Source organism: Longimonas haloalkaliphila (assembly GCF_055379825.1).
Map to the genome: position 1 here is coordinate 1,214,122 of NZ_AP043948.1, position 21,081 is coordinate 1,235,202.

22 protein-coding genes are annotated in these 21,081 nt (G+C 59.8%); 12 read left to right on the forward strand and 10 right to left on the reverse strand.

Features of this window, described 5'->3' with window-relative positions:
* Nucleotides 1-59: 59 nt before the first annotated feature.
* The 11 genes from ACZ48V_RS04755 (at nt 60) to ACZ48V_RS04805 (ending at nt 9,515) form a co-directional block, all read left to right on the forward strand.
* The gene (locus ACZ48V_RS04755) at nt 60-530 is read left to right on the forward strand and encodes a hypothetical protein (RefSeq protein WP_353562580.1); all 471 of its coding nucleotides are present in this window, start codon (nt 60-62) and stop codon (nt 528-530) included.
* A 62-nt stretch (nt 531-592) separates the two neighbouring features.
* A complete protein-coding gene (trpS, locus tag ACZ48V_RS04760) occupies nt 593-1,603 on the forward strand; it encodes a tryptophan--tRNA ligase (RefSeq protein ID WP_464542095.1) in 1,011 nt (336 codons plus the stop codon).
* A gap of 88 nt (nt 1,604-1,691) precedes the next feature.
* Nucleotides 1,692-2,108 (forward strand): four helix bundle protein, encoded by a 417-nt coding sequence (locus tag ACZ48V_RS04765; protein WP_464542097.1) that lies wholly within the window; start codon nt 1,692-1,694, stop codon nt 2,106-2,108.
* A 112-nt stretch (nt 2,109-2,220) separates the two neighbouring features.
* On the forward strand, nt 2,221-2,805 hold the full coding sequence (locus tag ACZ48V_RS04770; RefSeq protein WP_464542099.1) for an anthranilate synthase component II: 585 nt from the start codon (nt 2,221-2,223) through the stop codon (nt 2,803-2,805).
* A gap of 77 nt (nt 2,806-2,882) precedes the next feature.
* Entirely contained in the window at nt 2,883-3,914 is a 1,032-nt protein-coding gene (trpD, locus tag ACZ48V_RS04775) for an anthranilate phosphoribosyltransferase (RefSeq protein WP_464542101.1), read from the forward strand.
* Between the two features lie 54 nt (nt 3,915-3,968).
* Nucleotides 3,969-4,778 carry an indole-3-glycerol phosphate synthase TrpC gene (trpC, locus tag ACZ48V_RS04780; RefSeq protein WP_464542103.1) on the forward strand — a complete coding sequence of 270 codons (810 nt, stop codon included), beginning with the start codon at nt 3,969-3,971 and terminating at the stop codon, nt 4,776-4,778.
* A 106-nt stretch (nt 4,779-4,884) separates the two neighbouring features.
* The gene (locus tag ACZ48V_RS04785) at nt 4,885-5,550 is read left to right on the forward strand and encodes a phosphoribosylanthranilate isomerase (RefSeq protein WP_464542105.1); all 666 of its coding nucleotides are present in this window, start codon (nt 4,885-4,887) and stop codon (nt 5,548-5,550) included.
* 107 nt (nt 5,551-5,657) lie between these two features.
* A complete protein-coding gene (trpB, locus tag ACZ48V_RS04790; protein WP_464542107.1) occupies nt 5,658-6,902 on the forward strand; it encodes a tryptophan synthase subunit beta in 1,245 nt (414 codons plus the stop codon).
* A 48-nt stretch (nt 6,903-6,950) separates the two neighbouring features.
* Nucleotides 6,951-7,787, forward strand: a complete 837-nt coding sequence (gene trpA / locus ACZ48V_RS04795) for a tryptophan synthase subunit alpha (protein WP_464542109.1) — start codon at nt 6,951-6,953, stop codon at nt 7,785-7,787.
* Nucleotides 7,788-7,835: 48 nt separating this feature from the next.
* Nucleotides 7,836-8,984, forward strand: coding sequence for a DUF4837 family protein (locus ACZ48V_RS04800; RefSeq protein WP_464542111.1), 1,149 nt, complete (start codon nt 7,836-7,838; stop codon nt 8,982-8,984).
* A 63-nt stretch (nt 8,985-9,047) separates the two neighbouring features.
* The gene (locus tag ACZ48V_RS04805; RefSeq protein ID WP_464542113.1) at nt 9,048-9,515 is read left to right on the forward strand and encodes a DUF4296 domain-containing protein; all 468 of its coding nucleotides are present in this window, start codon (nt 9,048-9,050) and stop codon (nt 9,513-9,515) included.
* A gap of 236 nt (nt 9,516-9,751) precedes the next feature.
* Here ACZ48V_RS04805 and ACZ48V_RS04810 read toward each other — a convergent pair whose 3' ends face one another.
* Nucleotides 9,752-11,755 carry a RecQ family ATP-dependent DNA helicase gene (locus ACZ48V_RS04810; RefSeq protein WP_464542115.1) on the reverse strand — a complete coding sequence of 668 codons (2,004 nt, stop codon included), beginning with the start codon at nt 11,753-11,755 and terminating at the stop codon, nt 9,752-9,754.
* Between the two features lie 112 nt (nt 11,756-11,867).
* On the opposite strand from ACZ48V_RS04810, the gene ACZ48V_RS04815 reads away from it, so the two are divergent.
* Entirely contained in the window at nt 11,868-12,920 is a 1,053-nt protein-coding gene (locus ACZ48V_RS04815; RefSeq protein WP_464542117.1) for a glycosyltransferase family 2 protein, read from the forward strand.
* A 513-nt stretch (nt 12,921-13,433) separates the two neighbouring features.
* On the opposite strand, the gene ACZ48V_RS04820 is transcribed toward ACZ48V_RS04815, so the two are convergent.
* From ACZ48V_RS04820 to ACZ48V_RS04860, 9 genes are all read right to left on the reverse strand, one after another.
* Nucleotides 13,434-14,675 carry an IS256 family transposase gene (locus ACZ48V_RS04820; RefSeq protein ID WP_464538642.1) on the reverse strand — a complete coding sequence of 414 codons (1,242 nt, stop codon included), beginning with the start codon at nt 14,673-14,675 and terminating at the stop codon, nt 13,434-13,436.
* A gap of 306 nt (nt 14,676-14,981) precedes the next feature.
* Nucleotides 14,982-15,317 carry a TolB family protein gene (locus ACZ48V_RS04825; protein ID WP_464542119.1) on the reverse strand — a complete coding sequence of 112 codons (336 nt, stop codon included), beginning with the start codon at nt 15,315-15,317 and terminating at the stop codon, nt 14,982-14,984.
* 732 nt (nt 15,318-16,049) lie between these two features.
* The gene (locus ACZ48V_RS04830; protein WP_464542121.1) at nt 16,050-16,979 is read right to left on the reverse strand and encodes a DMT family transporter; all 930 of its coding nucleotides are present in this window, start codon (nt 16,977-16,979) and stop codon (nt 16,050-16,052) included.
* Nucleotides 16,980-16,994: 15 nt separating this feature from the next.
* Nucleotides 16,995-17,420: a DUF4293 family protein gene (locus ACZ48V_RS04835; protein WP_464542123.1), complete on the reverse strand. Its 426-nt coding sequence runs from the start codon at nt 17,418-17,420 to the stop codon at nt 16,995-16,997.
* Nucleotides 17,421-17,522: 102 nt separating this feature from the next.
* Nucleotides 17,523-18,554, reverse strand: coding sequence for an isocitrate/isopropylmalate dehydrogenase family protein (locus tag ACZ48V_RS04840; protein ID WP_464542125.1), 1,032 nt, complete (start codon nt 18,552-18,554; stop codon nt 17,523-17,525).
* A 184-nt stretch (nt 18,555-18,738) separates the two neighbouring features.
* Entirely contained in the window at nt 18,739-19,191 is a 453-nt protein-coding gene (locus ACZ48V_RS04845; protein ID WP_464542127.1) for an ExbD/TolR family protein, read from the reverse strand.
* A 48-nt stretch (nt 19,192-19,239) separates the two neighbouring features.
* Complete coding sequence (locus tag ACZ48V_RS04850) at nt 19,240-19,839, reverse strand: ExbD/TolR family protein (protein WP_464542129.1); 600 nt, start codon at nt 19,837-19,839, stop codon at nt 19,240-19,242.
* A gap of 44 nt (nt 19,840-19,883) precedes the next feature.
* Nucleotides 19,884-20,162 (reverse strand): hypothetical protein, encoded by a 279-nt coding sequence (locus ACZ48V_RS04855; RefSeq protein ID WP_464542131.1) that lies wholly within the window; start codon nt 20,160-20,162, stop codon nt 19,884-19,886.
* Between the two features lie 111 nt (nt 20,163-20,273).
* Nucleotides 20,274-21,017, reverse strand: coding sequence for a MotA/TolQ/ExbB proton channel family protein (locus ACZ48V_RS04860; protein WP_464542133.1), 744 nt, complete (start codon nt 21,015-21,017; stop codon nt 20,274-20,276).
* Between the last annotated feature and the right edge of the window lie 64 nt (nt 21,018-21,081).

Consider the following 21,081-nt stretch of genomic DNA (forward strand, 5'->3'; position numbering starts at 1 on the left):
TTTCCGATAGCGGGTACATGTTTTTGACCCTGTTAACCTACTCGACATACTGCCCTGTTATGCCGAACCCGATTACCGAAACCCTTTTTGGACGTGGCTGGATTGGCCGCACCATCAGCCGCGAAGAGACCGTGGAGCACATCAACCCGCTCGTGCGGGCACACATCGAGCTGAACCACGCCTACCGGGCTGTTGTGCGGGTTGCCGATGACCGCCGGGTGGTGGATGCACTCAACGCGCTCCTCAAAACCGCCCGCGCCGATGTCGGCAAGCTCTCCGAAACGGTGTTCAGCGCAGGAGGCGCCGCGTATAACGGCACCGACCTGAAGCCCGAGGACTTCGACCTCGGTCCTGACCTGGATACGGCGCTTCCAAACCTGATTGAAGAGGAAGAAGCGTTCCAGGAGGCCGTACGCACCGAGCGCAACGACGTAGAGCACCAGATGCGCACGCGCGCCATCCTGGAACTGGTGCGCGACAACAGCCAGGAGCGGCTCGACGTGCTGAAGCGCATTCGGAAGCGGCGCTAAGCCGACGTGGCCTGCCGCCCCGTTCGCATCCCCACCGATTTTCTTTGACCTTATCCTACCGCATGACTGACGACGCTTCTTCGAACGCCGACACCGTGGTTGTATCTGGTATCCAGCCGTCTGGACGCCTGCACATTGGAAACTACTTCGGTGCGCTGCGTCAGCACCTCGACCTGCATACGCAGCACCGGGCCTTTTACTTCATTGTGAACTACCACGCGCTCACCTCGCTGCACGACGCCGACCGGATGCGCAAGTATACGATCGACGTAGCGCTCGACTATCTGGCGCTGGGCTTTGACCCCGATGAGGCAGCGCTCTTCATCCAGAGCGACGTGCCCGAGGTGACAGAGCTGGCGTGGATCTTCTATAATCTGATGCCGGTGTCGCGCTTGGAGCGCGGCGTGTCGTACAAGGAGAAAGTTGCTCAGGGATTGAATCCGAATGCCGGACTGCTCAACTATCCGGTGCTGCAGGCCGCTGACATCTTGATCTACGGAGGCACCCAGGTGCCTGTCGGGGCCGACCAGAAGCAGCACATCGAGATCACGCGCGACGTGGCGCAGCGCTTCAATAACACGTTCTGCCCCGACGACCCGATATTCACGCTCCCCGAGCCGTATATCCTCGACGACGTATCGGTCGTGCCGGGCATCGACGGACAGAAGATGTCGAAGAGCTATGGCAACACTATCGGTATCTTCGACGAGGGCAAGGCCCTCAAGAAGAAAGTGATGAGCATTGTGACCGACTCTACGCCGCTCGATGAGCCGAAAGATCCGGAGCAGTGTAACGTGTTTGCGCTCATCAAGCTGTTTGCGGATGCGGAGCGCCGCGCCGAAATCGCGGAGCAGTATCGGGCGGGCGGATACGGATACGGCCACGCCAAGAAAGAGCTGCTGGGGCTAATCCAGGACTTCTTCGCCGAAGCGCGCGAACGCCGCCACGAGCTGGAGCAGCGCCCCGACTACGTACACGATGTGCTGCGTGAGGGAGCCAAACGCGCCCGGGCTACAACCGAACCGCTCATGGCACAGGTCCGCGAAGCCACGGGGCTGATGACGACGGTGTAAAACTGTGAAAGTAGGGAGGGATGAAAGGGGGGAGGTTTGGAAGTCTATAGCTTTAAGAGTAGGGGAAGCACGAAACGACGTGAATGCGATGGTTACGGATTACAAAGAGTTACGCGTATACAAGCAGGCCTTTTCGGCGTCGGTGACGATCTCTGAGGTATCGAAGCACTGTAGGCCTGAGGAAAAGTATGCTCTGACTGATCAGATTCGTCGCTCATCGCGGTCTATCCGTGCCAATATTGGGGAAGCGTGGTTCAAGCGGCGTCCCCCGAAGCACGTTGGAAGCAAAATCAGCGATGATGGAAGCGAAGCTGCAGAGACCTTAGTCTGGACCGGGTTTGCTGAAGCCAGTGGCTATCTTAGCCCAGAAGAAGCTACCAAACTGGGGAAGACGCTACGCATCACCTTGGGCGGATTGGTAAAAATGATGTCCAACCCCGAAAGCTGGTGTGGTCCTGCCAACCACGCACGGGAGGCTGACGTATCCTATGATCCTGCCTCTTAAAGCCTGTTTGGGTTTTGGTTTGCAGTCCAGCGCCGCCGCTCGGAGCCCAAATTAAGAAATCAAAACAGGTTCTTAATCCTCCATCCCTCCACACGTCCACCCCTAACAGGCTATGATCTTCGTTCTCGACAACTACGATAGCTTCACGTACAACCTGGTGCACCTGCTGGGAGAGCACACCGGCGACATCGTGGTGGAGCGCAACGACGCGCTGACGGTAGAGGAGGTGCGGGCGCTCGATCCCGAGGGCATCGTGATTTCGCCGGGCCCCGGCCGCCCTGCCGATGCGGGGATCACCGAGCCGCTCATCGAAGCCATGGGCGCAACCACCCCAATTCTGGGGGTCTGTCTCGGACATCAGGCCATGGGCGAGGTCTTCGGGGCCGACGTGGTCAACGCGCCTTCGCTCATGCATGGCAAGACGAGCGAGGTAACGCACGACGGGCAGTCCATCTTTGAGGGCGTTGACGTTCCCTTTACCGCGACGCGCTATCACTCGCTTATTCTTGACCGCGACACCATCCCTGACGAGCTCACCATTACCGCTGCGACCGATGACGACATCGTGATGGGCATTCGCCACGTAGAATGGCCCATCGAAGGCATTCAGTTCCATCCTGAAAGCGTCAAAACGGCCGCAGGGCCCACGCTCATTGCCAACTGGGTGCGCCGCCTTCCCGCTCGCTCCGCCCGATAGCGCCGGATGGACTGCCGCCACCCTGACAGCTGCTACAGTTACTCGTTCCAACCGTTTTTCGAACCGTTTCCGTGTCTATGCACGACCACCTAACTACCATCGCTCAAGGCCAGGCGCTCACTGAAGACGAAGCTGCCGACGCCATGCATCAGATTATGTCGGGCACCGCCGACCCTACGCACATCGCGGCCATGCTGGTTGGGATGCGCGCACGGGGCGAGCAGCTCGACGAGCTCGTGGGTTTTACCCGCGTGATGCGTGAGTTTGCCGTTTCTGTAGAGTGCAACGACCCCCACGCCATCGACCTCTGTGGCACCGGGGGCGATGGTGCAAGCACGTTCAACATCTCAACGACCGCTGCTTTCGTGTGTGCAGGAGCCGGCGTTACCGTCGCCAAGCACGGCAACCGGTCGGTATCGTCGAAGTCGGGCTCAGCCGACGTGCTGGAAACGCTGGGCGTTGAGATTGAGCTCGAAAAAGAAGGCGTCGAGTATTGTCTGGATGAGGCCGGCATCGCCTTCTTGTTTGCGCCCTACTTTCACCCGGCCATGCGACACGTCATGCCTGTGCGCAAGTCGCTGGGCGTGCGTACCTGCTTTAACATTCTGGGTCCGCTCTGCAATCCAGCAGGCGTAACCCGGCAGCTCGTAGGCGCGTTCGACCTGCAGACCGCACAGCTGATGGTGCAGATTCTGCGTCGCCTTGATAGCGAGCACGTGATCACCGTGCATTCGAACGACGGCATGGACGAGTTCTCGGTGGCCGATGCCAGTACGCTCTTCGAATACAACACGGAGGGGCCTCATGACATGCCCATCAGCCGCGAAGTGGGCCCTGAGAAGCATGACTTTGAACGCGCCTCGAACCGCACACTGGTAGGAGGGGATGCGCACGAAAATGCTGAGATTCTACGTGGCATCCTCGCCGGCACCGACACTTCGCCGCGCCGCGACGTCGTGCTGCTGAACGCAGGCTATGCGCTGCACACCAGCGGGCAGTTCGACGACCTCGACGCTGCTTTTCAAGGAGCACGCAACAGCATCGACTCAGGCCGCGCGCTGAATGCCCTGAACGCGCTCATTGAGGCCTCGAATGACGCTCCAAAGTAACGCTGCCTCCTCTGCCACCCGCTGTCCTCCGCACGCCAAACCCAGATCGAATCTGTGAGCATTCTTGACGACATCGTTGCCGATACACGGACCCTGATTGCCGACCGCAACCAGGAGACGCCCGTATCCGAATTGAAGCAGCGTCCGCTGTTTACCGATCACGAACCGCTCTCGTTAGAGAAAGCACTCAAGCAGCGCGGCATGTCGTTCATTGCGGAGGTGAAAAAAGCCTCCCCCTCGAAGGGCGTGATCCGGGAGTCATTCCAGCCGGCCCAGATTGCACAGTCGTACGCCAAACACGGCGCCGCCGCTATCTCTGTGCTGACCGAGCCGCTGCACTTTCAGGGGTCGCTGGAGAGCCTGGCGTGGATCCGTGCCCATCTGCCTGATACACCGCTTATGCGGAAAGACTTCATCGTCGATCCGTATCAGCTTGTCGAAGCGAAAGCCGTTGGCGCCGATGCCGTACTGCTGATCGCGACGGTGCTCGATGCCGAGACGCTCTATGACTTGCACGCGCAGGCCGAAGAGCTCGGGCTGTCGTGCCTGGTTGAAGTGTATGCACACGAAGACCTCGACAAGATCGATTTCGACCAGGTGAAGCTGCTCGGGGTTAACAACCGCAACCTTCATACGTTTGAGGTAGACATTGCAAATTCGCTCGACATCTTCCAGCACGTACCACGTAACCTGGGCTGGGTGTCGGAGAGCGGCCTAAGCGATCCCGAAACGCTCGTTCGCCTCCGCCAGAACGGCGTAAACGGTGTGCTCATCGGTGAGCACCTCATGCGTGCCGACGACCCCGGCCAGGCGCTAACCGACCTGCGCAACGAAGCCCGCGAAATTGCCATTGCCCAACAGTAGCAGGTATGGAGGGGGTACGTGTGGAGGTGAGTACGTGTGCTCCTCCATCCTTCCATCCCTCCAGCCCTACACCCATCTATCCCTCTAACCCGTCATCCATTCCACTATGTCCGTAAAAGTCAAAGTCTGCGGCATTACTGATCTTGAAGCGGCCCGCTACCTGGCAGGGAAACGTGTGGACTACCTGGGCTTCATTCAGCATGAAGACAGCCCGCGCTACATCCGTCCGAAGCAGGTAGCCAAGATTCTGGAGTGGGTGCATGGCATTAATTCGGTCGGGGTTTTTGTGAATGATGATGCGGACGCCGTGAACCACGCGGTGGAAACAGCCGGATTCACCCATGTGCAGCTGCACGGTACCGAGCCTCCCGCTGTATGCGAGCAGATCGACCGGCCGGTTATCAAAGCGATCCGCGTGCGCCACGACGCCGCCTCCGATCAGCTACGGGCGCTCATGGAGCCCTACACCGACGTTGTGGATGCCTTTCTGCTCGATACGCACAACAGCAGCGTGTGGGGCGGCACCGGCGAATCCTTCAACTGGCGCCTGGCTCGCGAGCTCTCAAGCGAGTACCGCCTCTTCCTTGCGGGCGGACTCAACGCCGACAACATCGAGCGCGCCGTGCATACGATGCGTCCGTATGCCGTCGATCTGTCGAGCGGACTCGAAACAGCCCCAGGCGTGAAAAGCCTCGATAAGATCGACGCGTTCTTCGATACGTTTCGCGCGCTTCAGGACGAACTGGCCGAAGAAGCGGCCGATCCGTCGTAGCATCCCCTGGCATGCGCATCCCCTAAAATCTCCTTGAACCCTGCACAGGCGCTGCAGGCCCCGTGCGCGCCCTCTTGTTATCTTTCTGCATCCAACCCCGCTAACCCATGTCCAACGCTCCTGCTGTAGCCGCTGAATCAGCCGCTGAACCAGCTACTAAATCGAACACGCGCTACGCCGCCCCCGACCAAACGGGCCACTTCGGTCCGTACGGCGGGGCCTTCGTACCGGAGATCCTCGTTCCGGTGCTTGAAGAGCTGCGCGCGGCCTACGCCGACGCCCAGGCCGACCCCGAGTTCGACGCCCAGTACCGCACGCTCTTGCGCGAGTACGTGGGGCGCCCGACCCCACTCACCTTCTGCGATCGTCTGACCGACTACTACGGCGGTGCGAAGATCTATGCCAAGCGCGAAGACCTCTGCCATACCGGTGCGCACAAGATCAATAATACGATTGGGCAGATCCTGCTGGCGCGGCGCATGGGAAAAACGCGCATCATTGCCGAAACCGGCGCCGGACAGCATGGCGTGGCCACGGCCACCGTCTGTGCCAAGTTTGGCATGGACTGCATCGTGTTCATGGGCGAGGAAGACATGGAGCGCCAGCGCCTGAACGTAGAACGCATGGAGCTGATGGGCGCGGAGGTGCGTCCGGCCATGAGCGGCAGCCGTACGCTCAAAGACGCGACCAACGAAGCCATCCGCGACTGGGTATCGAATCCCAGCGATACGTTCTACATCATCGGCTCGGTGGTGGGCCCCCACCCCTACCCGATGATGGTACGCAACTTCCACCGCGTTATCGGGGATGAGACGCGCGCACAGCTCGACGAACATGAGGGACGCGAATGTCCGGATGCCGTAGTTGCTTGCGTGGGCGGCGGCTCAAACGCAATGGGCATCTTCTATCCGTATATCGATGACGAAGACGTGCGCCTGGTCGGCGTTGAGGCCGCGGGCGAAGGGCTCAACGGACGCCACGCGGCGACGCTCTCGAAGGGCACGCCAGGTGTGCTGCACGGCGCTATGAGCTACCTGCTGCAAGACCAGCGCGGACAGGTAGAGATTGCGCACTCGATCTCGGCAGGCCTCGACTATCCCGGCATCGGGCCGGAGCACTCGCACCTGAAAGACTCCGGACGCGTCGAGTATGCGTCGGCGACCGATGCTGAAGCGATGGAAGGCGTGCGTGTGCTGTCTGAGCAAGAAGGCATCATCCCAGCGCTCGAAACTGCGCATGCTATGGTGCCTATGGGACGCGTGGCGCGTGAGATCGGCCCGGAAGGCATCATCGTGTTCAATTGCTCGGGCCGGGGTGACAAGGATATGCAGACCATCGCCAAACACCGGTAACGCCCCCTCCATCCGTCCGCACGTTCAACCTTCCACCCCCCACCCGTAATGTCTCGACTTTCTGACACCCTTGCCGCCTGCCGTGCCGATGGCACCCCCGCGATGGGCCTCTTTACCACGAACGGCTTCCCGACCCCGGAGGCCACCGTCTCGATCCTGCATGCGATCGATGAGGGCGGGGCCGACTTTATCGAGCTGGGCATGCCGTTCAGCGATCCGCTCGCTGAGGGCCTGCCGATTCAGCGCTCCAGCGCCCGTGCGCTCTCGCACGGCGTTACGATGGACGACGCGTTCGACACGGTTGCCACGTTTCGCGAAAAGAGCGATACGCCCGTGCTCCTTATGGGATACATCAACCCGGTGCTGCAGTACGGCATGGATACGTTCTGTACCCGCGCCGCCGAGGCCGGGGTTGACGGACTCATCCTGCCCGATGTGCCGCCCGAGGAAGCCGAAGTGCTCACCGGGCATGCGCAGGCTGCAGGGCTCGACCTGGTCTTCCTGATCGCGCCCAACTCCTCTGACGCACGCATTCAGCGCGTCGACGAGCTGGCGACCGGTTTTGTGTACGCAGTGTCCGTTACCGGACTCACCGGGTCGCGGCTCGACGGGCGCGGGGCCGTGCAGGCATATCTGAAGCGAGCCCGCTCGCTGGTTACACAGAATCCGCTTCTTGTTGGATTCGGCATCGCCACCCACGACGACGCGATGGAGCTTTCCCAGCACACCGACGGCTTTATCGTAGGGTCGGCGCTGATCAAGGAGATTGAGGCCTGCTGGGACGAGGACACGCTCTCCGACGAAGCGTGCTACGCGCGCATCCGCCAGTTTGCACAGCAGCTCAAGGAGGGGCCGGTCCTTGCGGGGAGCAATCCAACGACGTAGAGGTTTATGTCTTTTCGTTGTTTGCACCTGCTTAACAGAGAACCCAACATGATTCAGTACACGCTTCGTCGCATCGGCGTTCTGCTTCTGGCTGCTATTGTGCTTGCTGGGTGCGAGGGCTTTCTGGATGGCGACTACCGCCCTCGTGCCACCGGGCAAGAGGGAGAGATCATGGTTGTCATGGATAGCACCCACTGGGACACGGGCCTGGGAGATGCCGTACGTCAGAACATCGGCCCGTACGTCGAAACGCTCCCCACGCCCGAGCGCAGCTTCGACCTGCGCCAGGTAAACCTTGCGTCCGACCGGATCTTCGATATGGTGCGGCGGCATAAAAACGTGGTATTCGTAGCCCCGCTCAGCGACGAAACGCCGGTTGCTAACTTCCTGCGTAGCCGCCTCTCCGACAACGTACTGCAGGCTGCCCTCGACGGCACGCCTGTCGTTGTGCCCCGCGAGGATCTGTGGCGCCGCAGCCAGCGCGTCTACTACGTGACTGCCGGAAACACCGAGCAGCTCATCGAAGCGATTGTGGAGCGCGGCTCCGACATCCGGTCGACCTTCCACGAGATCACGCTCGACCGCATGGAGCGCGAGATGTTCGAGAAGGAGCGCCAGTTCAATCTGGAGGATACGCTCATGCAGCGCCACAACTTTGCCGTGAACGTGCAGCACGACTACCAGATTGCCATCGACACGACCGTCGACAGCCGCAGCTTCATCTGGATGCGCCGTGTGCTCACCGACACCCGCCGCGAACTGATGATCCACTACGAGGAGGGGATGTCCCCTGAAGAGATCACGCCAGAATGGATCTACGCTACCCGCGACTCGCTCACCGAGGAGTACCTGCGCGGCAACGTCGCTGGATTTGTGCGCACCGACTACCGCCGTCCGCTCAACACCGAAGAAACCGACTTCCTGGGCCGCTACGGCTACACCACGCGCGGACTCTGGCACTTTGTGCGCCGCCCCGACGAGGGCGAAGGCCTGCGCGAGATGGGCGGCGGCGGGCCTTTTGTGAATTACACCTTCTACGACCAGGAGAGCGGGCGCGTTTATATGATCGACGGATCGGTGTTCGCGCCAGAGTACGGCAAGCGCGACTTCCTGCGGCAGATGGAGGTCATCGCCCGCACCTTCCGCACCCAGACCGATGAGGAGTCTGACGATCCGACCCTCGCATCTACTGACTAACGAATGGGTGTTGGGCAGCAGTAACGATCCGGCATGCGGCGTTCTTAGCAGCATAGTAAGCAGATGACCGATCTGGTTCTGGCATGGTTACGAAAAGCAGGGGGATGCGCGACGCTGGCGCTCCTGGGTGCCCTGCTCCTCGTAGCTGCAGGCGGGTGCCAGAACGGAGCGCCCCCCGTTGACGAGTCCACCATGCGCACGGTGTTGGTCGATCTCCATCTCGGCGAAGCCCGCCCGAATGCGCCTGCTGTCGACGCGCGTCCACCACCCGACAGCCTGCTGGCACGCCATGGCCTTTCTCGGGCTCAGTTTGAGGCAGCACACGCATACTACGCCGAACGCCCCAGCGTCTACCGCGATATCTATCAGGAGGTAGTCGACTCGCTTCGAGCGATACAGGGCGACGTTGCCGGACTCCGAGAGGCCTACGAAGCGGCCACCGAAGAAGCCAACGAAGAAACGGCTTCTGACGAAGAAAATGGATCCGACAACGCCTCGCCCCGGTCCGCCGACCAGAGAGAACGCCGGTAATACCCAATCCAGGTTCGGCGCTGTAGGACCGCCCAAGACACCGAAGGTGCTTCGTAGATCAGCAAAAATACATGTACGTTTCTGTGGTCGCGAGCAGAGAGCGCAGCGACCGATGTTGCGACCTGTGCGTTCCAGAAAGGCATTTCGCCTCGGACAGGACCGCGTGAAATGGACATCCCCGCAGTAAACGCTGCGATAACACACGCGAAGGTACTTCTGCGTAGGGGAGTAGCTCCTCATTCGTCTGTGGCAGAGTTGCCGTCTGCAGAGTCGCTGTGCGGTGTGCCGTTTGTCTCTGGAAGAAAGCGGCGCCCCGATGCAGTGAGCGCATAGGTTGTGGCATGTGGGGAGGGAGGCTGCACATAGCCCTCGTGCACCAGCCAGCGCAGCAGCCGGCGGGCCCGGTACGGCGGCTGGTCGGGGAGCCACGTATCCATCGGCTCGTCTTGAGCGATCGCGCCAAGCACCGACTGCAGTTCGTCCCTGTCGTTTGGCGTGACCGGGTCGGGGTCGTGGCGCCCGAGGCACACATCGCATTGCCCACACGGGGCGCTTGCCTCGCCAAAGTAGGCAAGCAACTGCTGGCGTCGGCAGGTCGCAGACTCCGCATAGTCGATCATTGCGTCGAGGCGCTCCTCGGCGCGCTGTCGGGCTGCCGCCACGGCATCGCCGGGCACGGGCCACTGCTTGGCACGCGGGCGCAGCAGCTCCAGATGAATCGCTCGCCCCGGCGCACGCCATTCCAGCAGGTCGCGCTGCGCCAGGTAGTCGAGTCCCTTGTGGATGCGTGCACGCGGCACCTCCATGCGCCGCTCCAGCTGCTCCATGTCGAGGGGCCACCACCGGGCATAAGCATCTGCATGCACCCCACGAATCAGGTCGAGCACAAAGCGCTGCAGTGCCGTGTTCGACTGCTCTCGGGCGTACGCCCGGATGTCCGATGCAGCTTGTCGGAACCGGATCCAGCCGCGGTGCCGCCGGTTGGGCAGCCGCTGCCACGCATCCGCCCGCTCCAGCATGTCGATCGCCGTGCGAATCTTAGAGGCGTGGAGATCCGTGACGCGCTGCACGGCTTTCATGTCGACGGTGAGCGGGGCGTCGGGGAGGCTGCCGAGCGGAATCTGGCCGACGTTGCAGATGCCCGAGTACACCGCCTGAATCTCTTTTACGGAGGGGTGCCCCGCTTCGATAAGAGCCTCCTGCGTGTCGGCGTCGGGCGGCTGGTACAGGAGCACGGCATACGCCCGCTCGCCATCGCGCCCGGCCCGGCCCGCCTCCTGGTAGTACGCCTCCAGCGACGACGGCAGATCGACATGCACCACAAACCGAACATCGGGCTTGTCAATGCCCATTCCAAACGCATTCGTGGCTACGATCACACGCACCTCGTCCTGGATCCATTGCTGCTGCGCATCAGTGCGACGCCTGGAATCCATGCCCCCGTGATACCCCGCTGCCGAAACCCCCTCGTTCTGCAGCCAGTCGGTCCACATCTCCACGTTGCGCCGCGTTGAGGCATACACGATGCCGCATCCGGGCACACCGTTCAGCACGTCGCGCAGCTTGTCGCGCTTGTTGGCCGTCTGAAAGACCGACCACACCAGATTCGGACGATCAAAGCCCTGCACGACGACCTTCGGGTCCTTCAGGTCGAGCAGGTCCTGCACGTCGGCGCGCACCTCGGGGGTTGCTGTTGCCGTAACCGCCAGCATGGGCGGATCACCAAGTGCCTCGCGAGCCGGGGCGATCTCTTTGTAGTCAGGGCGGAAGTGGTGCCCCCATTCGCTCACGCAGTGCGCTTCGTCTACCGCCAGCAGCGCCACATTCAGTTCCGCCGCACGGGCCTGAAAGTGCGTGGTCGTTAATCGCTCCGGCGCCACGTACAGCACATCGTAGAGCCCGTGCTCGGCGTTGATGAGGCACTGCTCGCGCTGGCGCCGCGACATGGCACTGTTCAGCGCCGCGGCCCGGATTCCGTTCTGCTCCAACCCTTCCACCTGATCCTGCATCAGCGCAATGAGCGGCGAAATGACCAGCGTGAGTCCGTCGAAGAGTACCGCGGGCACCTGGTAGCAGAGCGACTTGCCGCCGCCGGTCGGCAGAATGCCCATCACGTCGCGTCCGGCAAGTACGGCGTCGATGATCGCCTCCTGCCCGGCCCGAAACGACGGATACCCCCACCGGTCCTGCATCGCGGTGCGGGCATCCTCCAGCGTGTACGAAACCGTGTCGGCAGGCATGCAGGTACAGGTCGATCAGCGATGAAACACATGACGGTACTGCAACGCTCCAACCCGTGTCTGCGTTCAGTGCAACGTAGATCATCCGCATCCCCCTGTATTTCTGCTGCGTATGGACACTCCCCGCGTCTCTATCATCATCGTCACCTGGAACGCGCTGCCGCTCTTGAAGCAGTGTCTGCCCTCGGTGGTCGCAACCGACTACCCGAACCTGGAGATCATTGTGGCTGACAACGCTTCAGATGATGGCTCCGCTGCCTGGGTCGAATCCGAATACCCTGCGGTGAAGGTGGTGCGACATCCCCAAAACTGGCGCTTCTGCAAAGGCAACAACCGCGCGGTGCCGTATGCTACGGGCGATTACATCCTACTCTTGAACAACGACGTGGAGGTGCCGCCCGGCTGGCTCCATCCGCTGGTGGAGGCGTTCGAGGCGGATCCGGAGATTGGCGCGGCGCAGCCCAAAATGCTGCAGTACGACGACCGAAATCGCTTCGAGTACGCCGGCGGCGCGGGCGGATTCATCGACCGGGTGGGCTACCCGTTTACGCGCGGACGCCTCTTCGACACGATGGAGCGCGACCGCGGGCAGTACGACACGCCCACGGACATCTTCTGGGCATCGGGCGCCGCCATCATGATGCGCCGCCGGGCCTTGCAGCAGGTGGGCCTGCTTGATGAGCGCTTCGACATGCACATGGAGGAGATCGACCTCTGCTGGCGGATGCAGCGGGCCGGCTACCGCATCCGCTACGTGCCCGGCAGCGAGGTGTATCACATCGGCGGGGCCTCGCTTCCCAAGGATGCCCCCGAGAAGACCTATCTCAACTTCCGCAACAGCCTGCTGATGCTCTACAAGAACCTGCCGCCGCGCGCCTGGCCGCGCATGTTTGCCGAGCGTGTGTCGGTGGATGCGGGCGCCGTTGCCCAGAAACTGGCGCAGGGTCAATTTCGCCACGCCGCCGCGATTGTCCGCGCCTACGCCGACGCCCACCGCATGCGCACGTCGTTCCAGCAAGCTACCGGCGGAGGCGTCGTGCTGCCTCCCTACCGGCGCTTCATCGCACTCGACTATTTCGCGCTCGGGCGGCGCACGTTTGCGGCGTTGCCGGTGGAAGGCTTTGACGCCGCCTGGGGAGCGGGCGATGTGAAGAGGGAGAGGTAGCACTTGCGTAGACACACAAAAGCACATCGAAGACAACCGCTCTTCTCTGTTCGCTTCGAAGCCTTTGGTACAAGTCATCCCGAACGGAGCGACTCCTCACTCGCATTCTCACGATGGGCATTGGATCGGGGGAGAACACTCTCCTACATCCTTTCTCTGCTCAGGGATCTTGCCGGTGAACTCGATGGGCTTTTCCGAGTGCGGAATGCTTACAACCTGTAAAGGAAGCTGGACTGCCCGGCACGGACCAAGGTCAGGTAGAGGGCCGACTTTCACCTCGATTTGGCCGTCCGACTCATAGATCCCGTCAATGGCGTTAACCGAATCACGGCACCCCACGTAGTAACATCCCCAGAACACCGTAACCACGGTCCGGCGATTAAAGTCAACCGGTGTGGGTGGATATAGCTCGTGGTTCTCATCAAAGAGACTAACATGTTTATTCCAGAACATGCCCCGGCAAAGATGCAAACTTAGTTGAAACCTTTGGAGAAGGAGTTCTCCCCAGTGGTCTCATTCTTGGTCAGGGAGTGCGTCCTTCAACGCTTCCTGAAGTTTCGGTAGATGTTCGTAGCCGGTAAGTCGTCGCATGCGCGTTTCTGCTTCAAGAAGCGCCAGTGCCATCCATCGATGACGTTGCGGGGAATGGTGCCACCGCTTGACCTTGCCGAAGCGACGTTCCACTTGGCCGTTGAGGTTTTCAATGCAGTTGGTTGTTTTCAGGCTCCGACCCAGCTCGTCGAAGAGGCCGAGTCGGTGCAGCGTTAACGTCTCTTCCTGGCCTTCCTCAAGGGAGCGAGCCGCATTTCGATTGATCTGTTCAAGCTCGGCTCGTAGCTTCAGAAGCCGCTGTTTGGCCCGTTTGTAGGTGAGCTCTTGGTAGGCCCGCCCAAGTTTCTTGCGCCATGTGCTCTGATCGGCCTTTGGTAGATAACTAACCACGTTTTCGCGTTTGTGCCATTGGCAACGCTGCACTTGAGCACAGGAGCCAAAGACCTCCCGAATCGCCTTGCGCAGGCCCTTGCCTCCATCAACGATGCAGAGGAGGCCTTCCTCGAAGCTGAGCCCACGCTGAATCAGGGTACGAAAAAGTTCGATAATCGGCTCAGCCCGCTCGGTGGTGGCCTGTGTAAACCCGAGCACCTTTTTGTGTCCTGTCTCGGTTACACCCATACAAATGATCATTTGCTCGCCTGCTACGTGCTTGCCGTCGATCCAAAGCGCCAGAACGGTGTCTTCCTCCAACGAGCGATGCTCAAACTCCTTCAGCGCCTCCTCCGCGCGCTCCTGGAAGCGGCGACTCACCGACGACTGGCTAAGGCCAAAGCCGTCGATAAACTGGCTTGCTACTCGCTCATAATCGCGCTGGGAAAGCCCCAAAAGGATGGCCTCGGCGAGTTCCTTACTTGGAGCCCCCTCCTTCATCGCCTGGTAGCTCTCTAACGGGCGCTCTGTGCCGGCTTCCGTGTCGCGCACTCGGGGCACATCGATCGGCACCCGCTCGTCCCCGATCCGAATCGATCCCGGATTCGAGCCCCAGCGCCGCAGAGAGTGCCCACCCGGCTTGCGGCTGTAGCGCTCGCCAGTAAGGGCTTCCACCTCTTCATCGAGAATGGTCTCGGCCAGAAGACGAGCCATCCGGGTGTGATGTTGGAGAAGATGGAGTTTCACGTCGATCGGTTGGTCTATCAGGTGGTCAAGCGATTCAACCGCTGGCGTCTCTGCACTGCGTTTGTTATGTTGAGTACTCATCATAAGGGGTTCTTTTCTGTGTGATACTCTCGCGCGAGGTCACTGGAGAAGAACCCCTTTTCTTTTGAGACTTTCAACTAACTCTGAATCTACGCCCATGCCCCACTCGGCGCTGTCTCGAAAGACGCGTGTTTGTGCTTCTCGAACATGCAACCCTTCCGCCTTCTCGACCCATCTGTGCGATACGTGTTCGATGGAATCAGATGGATCGTTTTGAAATAGGTCGCATCCCCCCAGCAGGGTGAGGGCCAAAAGAATTGGGAGTAGTGACGTGATCAGGCGGGAGGGCCAGGGCATTGGAGTAAGAGATCAATTCAACGGATTGCGAGAAGGATCGGTAAGCTGCCGGAGATCCGAGCCGTCGCGGCGGATCGTCCAGAGGGCGGTGAGGTCGCTCTCGTGGCCCGGCTTCCCGAAGACGATTCGCTCAGAATTGGGTCCCCAGGCCGGATCGTGGCCGCGGTCAATGAGCTTCTGCTGCTCGCTGCCGTCGCTCCGCATTACCCAGATTTCAGACCCACCATCAGTTATCGGTGCCCATGCAATCCATTCTCCATTCGGACTCCAAGCCGGGGCCTGGTCGGTCGGAAAAACCTCAGGGGGGGCAGGGGGCTGCAGCTCCGGCATATCCGGTTCTGAGGACATATCACATCCCCCAGTCCAACGGCGCAGGCCTCGAGCAGAACAAGACCTGCATACCGCAATGCGTACCGCAAGCAACCGTACCACAAGCGACGAGCATGATGCGAGAAACGTGACAGACACACCGGTATGGAAAAGGGCATGAGAACGCAGATGTATACAACGAAACGGGGAACCGACCCACGACATGAAGAGCCGATGATTTGAAATACATGCACTGGTAGCATACAAGGCGGTGCAGCCATTGTAAACCCTACCCTCCCCCCCCGATGGTCATACAAACTTAACATTTGGTATACATGCATGCGATTGATCCCTTATGGGATAGCCTTCAACACGCCCTCGGAAAACAAACCACAGGCAATCTACACGGCGCAATGCCCTCCCACAATACACAGGTGTTCCCTCTTTCCGGTACAATTGTAGACCGGTGCAAGGTACAGTTGTATCCAATTTGGGATACATGTGTAGATGATTCAGCGGCCTGTCTTCTCCAAGATTCTCGTCCAGTGCCAGAATGAAGCGCAAGACAGTGCGTCTCAACTACACGACCAAGCGTACCAGTCCCCCCGATGCCGTTGATCGTGTCAGATCAGAATCAAAGGGATACGCTGTGTATCCTCCCTGATGCAAATTCGTCGTGCTGGACCCCTTTGCGCTTGCGCAGCATCACTGTACGGACGTGTCGAAGAGATGCGCTCCTTTTGCCCCTGCCACGCGCAACGAACGCGCTCACTACGGTGATTCTTGAAGCGATGTATCATCTGGTTGAGGAGTGGCCGTACGACTCCGATACAGTACCACGAAGGCGACCGCTCCCAGTACCACGACCATCCCCGCAGCCGACCACCCGCCTGGCGCTTCTCCAAACAGGAAGTACGCGAGAATGGAGGCGCCGACCGGCTCCAAAAGCGCGAGCATCCCGATGAGCGCAGCGGGTACTCGCTGCAATGCAAAATTAAACGCGCTGTGGCCGAGCACTTGCGGACCCAGCGCCAGCCCGATGCCACAGGCGTACACAACCGGACTGTATCCGGTGAGCGGGACGCTCTGCCCGACGGCAGCAACGAGGGTGACCAGCGCAGCCACGCTGTAGAGCGGAATCAGATACGCAAGCCATGATACGCGCTGCCGGATCGCACGACCGATGAGCAGGTAGACGCTCACGAGCAGCGCAGCCGACAGCGCGAGGGTGTTGCCCCACCAGGCTTCAGGACCAAAGGCCACCGCGCCGGCATCTGTCATTCCCATGAGCGCGGCTCCGCCCACAGCCACGACGATGCCACCCACCACGGGCCACGCCAGCCGGTCTTTGAGGATCAGGTAGCCCAGCACGGCCACGAAGACCGGGCTCGTGGTGGCAAGCACGGAGGCGCTGGCTACGGAGGTGTAGTAGAGTGCTTCGATCCACGTGATGAAATGCGCTCCGAGCGCCGTGCCCGAGGCGATGATGAGCCCCCAGTCACGCCATCCGAACGCGCGCACTTCGTCGTGCACGTAGGCCAGGCCCGGGAGCATCACGAGGGCGGCGGTGCTGGTGCGCCATACGGCAATGGTGAGTCCAGGAGCTTCGCTGGCCCACCGGACAAGAATTGGGGCAAAGGCAAAACTAAGAACCCCCACGGTGAGCGCAAGAGTCACGCGTGGGGGGAGCGAATCAGCCATGTTGAAGCGGAAGGATTAGCGAAGGCGGTCCATCGACGCGACCAGTTCGATGTCGTGCTCAATGCCGCGGCGGGCGAGCCAAAAGAGAATATATGCCACGAGCGGAGCGGCAATCAGCAGTCCCATCTGCACGTTGAAGCCAGACGTATCGTACACGGCCAGTTCGTTTGTCATAAAGAAACTCCCATAGAGCGTAAGCGCCCATAGCACGGTCATGAGCTGAGCGCCGACAACAACGGTGCGCTGGGTGGGGCGGTCGTTGTATAGAAAAATAGCCCCGACGGCGTCGAGTGCTGTTACGACGCCAAGCCCTACGATAACCGGAAGGAACCAGCCGTATATGGCAGCAGCCTCGCTTGCCCAGAGGGGTTCCAGCAGAAGCGTGCCCAGCACGACCAGCGCCCCAAGGGCCAGATAAACGGTTTGGATGCGTTGGATCATAGCGGAATCGTTTTCAAGTCTCAGTCAACAGAGAAAAGCACAGGCCCGCGGGCGGAAGAGCGGCATGCCACTTCCCCCATTGGCCTGCGTAATCTGACAGAGCTACGCTGTGGATGTGGCAAGGAGCTTCTCGACTCGGGCTGCCAGGTGCTCAGCAAACTCCATCGTCGAGCTCGACCCGCCTACGTCAGCGGTCAGGGCATCGCCCTCAGCATACACCTCTCGGAGTGCCTGATTGATTGTGTTGGCGGCTTCTACTTCGTCGAGGTGGCGAAGCATCATAACAGCGCTGCGAATGAGCGCAGTTGGGTTTGCAATGCCCTGTCCGGCAATGTCGGGTGCACTTCCATGGACCGCCTCGAACACGGCGTAATCATCTCCGAAGTTTGCACCGGCGGTTACGCCAAGCCCGCCCACGAGTCCGGCAGCCAAGTCGCTGAGGATATCGCCAAAGAGGTTGGTGCTCACGATGCAGTCGTACTCCTGCGGGTACATGACGAGCTGCATGCACATGTTGTCGATGATGCGGTCGTTGAAGGCAATGTCGGGATAGCGTTCGGCGACCTCGCGACCGACCTGCAGGAAGAGTCCGGACGACTTCTTCAGAATATTTGCTTTGTGGGCCAGGGTAACGGCATTGCGACCGTTCTTTTCGGCGTACTGGAAGCAGAAGTCGACGATACGCTCGGATCCGCGACGCGTGATGCGTGCGATGGAGTCGGCAATTTCAAGGCGCTCGTCGTAGGTTTCGATTCCGGCATAGAGGCCCTCCGTATTTTCGCGGAAGATAATCAGGTTGATATCCTCATACGGCGTATCGAGGCCGGGTAAGCTCACGCATGGGCGTACGTTTGCGTAGAGGTCGAGGCGCTGGCGCAGCTGCACGTTCACGCTTGTGAACCCCTCGCCCACCGGCGTGGTGATAGGGCCTTTCAGGGCAACCTTGCGCTCTCGTATAGATTCAAGGACATCATCAGGAAGCTCGGGGCGTTCATCTTCGACAGCCGAGATCCCAATGATTTCGTGGCGGTCCCATTCAAAGTCAATGCCGGTTGCTTCCAGCACACGAAGAGTGGCGGCGGTGACCTCAGGGCCGATGCCGTCGCCGGGGAGAAGAGTTACGCGGTGAGCCATAGTGGAGTAGGTATAGTTCAATCAAAAAGGGTGTGCAAAGGGTGTGCAGCCAAAACCAGGGGAAGAAAGTTGTGCTCAAAGAAAAAGCTCTGCTACAGGCGAGCAGAGCTTTTTCGGCCACACTACAAGTGTACTATCGTCCAAGAAACCATTGCACGGGCTGAGCGCTATCGGTTGATTATCATTAATCAAGCGCTGGATTGGACGAGTAGTTGATTCGGAGGGTCCCGGCCTCACGCAGCTCTTGCTGAACTTCATTGACAACTTGCATCTCGGATTCACGATCTACGCGAAGCGAGACAATGAGGCGGGGTTCCTCCTGCAGCTGGTTGTACATGATGGTGCGTATCGCCGTATAGTCTTCGATAAGCGCATCGTCGATCTGAACGGCAGTTTCGCCCTCACGCGGCCCACGGATGACGGGGCCAATATATACGTTTGAAATGAGGCGGCGCTGGTCAATTTTGGTAAGCGCTTCGGCCTCGGGCAGCTCCGTACGAACCTGGATTTCCGTCTCCCGCAACACGGTGGTAACCATGAAGAAAATCAGGAGCATGAAAATGATGTCAGGGAGCGAAGCCGTCGTAATGCCGGGCGACGTATCGGCTGATCGTTTCTGAAAGCGTTCGGAAGCCATGAATGAAGGGGCTAAGATCGAAGGAGGGCGAGCAAGAGGAGCAGCCGATTACGTTCCGGCATCGGGTTCAGCAATCGAGATATTCCGCGGGAAGTTTTCGCGTACTACGTCATCCTCACCGGGTTCAAGTTGCTCCCGGTACTCATTATAGCTGCTGTACGTCTGGTCCATGATGCGCTCGCCAGTAGGCAAGTTACCCGACTGAACAATGCTATCATAGATCTCGCGGTACCCCATCTGGATCTCATCGAGGACGTCAATATAGACGCGGTAGGGAGTGCGAGCATCGGTCTTTAGAGAGATCACGGCATCGCCAGGTGACTCGGAGTAATCCGGTTCTTCTCCGTAGTTAAGCACGTGCGTCTGCACCTCCTCACGAATCTGCCCGACCGACGACATGCGATCATCAATGAGGACCTCACCGGAGGCGTTCACAAGAACACGCAGCAAGTTACGTTCAATGACAGGCGGCGGCTCCTGCTCTTCTTCGAGCTTAGGAGGGAGCGTCATTCCAATTCCGGTGTCCACATTAATGGTGGTAGTCACCAGAAAGAAGATAAGGAGCAGGAAGGCAATATCTGCCATCGAGGAGGTTGGCGTTTCCGCCTCGTCGCGCTTGGAGCGACGTTTGTCAAGCAATCCAGCCATAGCAAGAGAGATTCAGGGGAAAGAAGGAAAAACCGGAGAGCGGATCACAGAAAGAGCGAGCGCACACCGCTTCCCAACAGCCCAATAAGGCTTATGATGAACATAGCGACAACCGTGAGGATGCCTGCTTCTGCCCATGTTTCCATGGTGAGCCCGAGTATGCCGAGCAGGAGAATGGGGGCTACGACGAGCACGACGGTAATAGGACGCACCTTGCCATAGGTCACATTACGCAGGCTGAAGAGGGCCATAGACAGGATGCCGAGGCCGCCGAGACCCAGCGCGATATAGATGCTTACAATCAGGATGACGTTGTTACCCATGTGTACGGAACCGTTGGTCAAGGGGGTAAACAGAGGATGAGGTGGGAAGCAACAGGTGGCAGGAGCACTAACGCGCTGCCTGCCATTGCTGCGCTTGCCTGATGCTGAGGATTACTTGTCGTCTTCGTCGCTGAAGTCCTCTTCAAGCAGTTCGTCGTCGCCGAGGACCGATTCGCCAGCTTCAAGAAGCACGAGCGAGTCGATGAGCTCGATCGAGGCATCTTCCATTTCAGCTACAATGCGGTCGATTTTCGATACCGCGTAGTTGTAGAAGAACTGGAGGATGACACCAACGATGAGGCCAAATGCGGTCGTCAGAAGAGCGATCTTAATACCTCCGGCAACCAGGCGTGGCGAAATGTCGCCAGCGGTTTCGATCGCGTCGAACGCCTCAATCATACCTACAACGGTCCCAAGGAAGCCAAGCATCGGGGCTACGCTGATGAAAAGGGAGAGCCAGACGAGGCCGCGCTCAAGAAAGCTCATTTCGATGGATCCGTATGAGACAACGGCCTTCTCGACAGCCTCGATGCCTTCGTCGGCACGCAGCAAGCCTGCCTGGAAGACAGAAGCAACAGGGCCGCGCGTTTCAGCGCATACTTCTTCAGCTGCAGACACGCCGCCTTCGTCAAGCGCCTTTTTTACGTCATGCAGAAAGCTCTGGGTGTTAATGTCAGCCAGATTGAGTGAGATGATGCGTTCGAATGCGATTGCCAGGCCAATGATCAGGCAGATCAGCACCGGCCACATCCATTCGCCACCGTCGTTAAAGCGCTCAACCAGCACATTTATGGTTCCGCCGTTATCCTGCATCAGGAGGGCGAACTTGAGCATCAGCACATTAAAATGGACCATAGGGGCAGTTCCTTAGTGGAGTCAGTTTCCTGCGAAATAGGTGAGGGCCTGCCGCGCAAAGCAT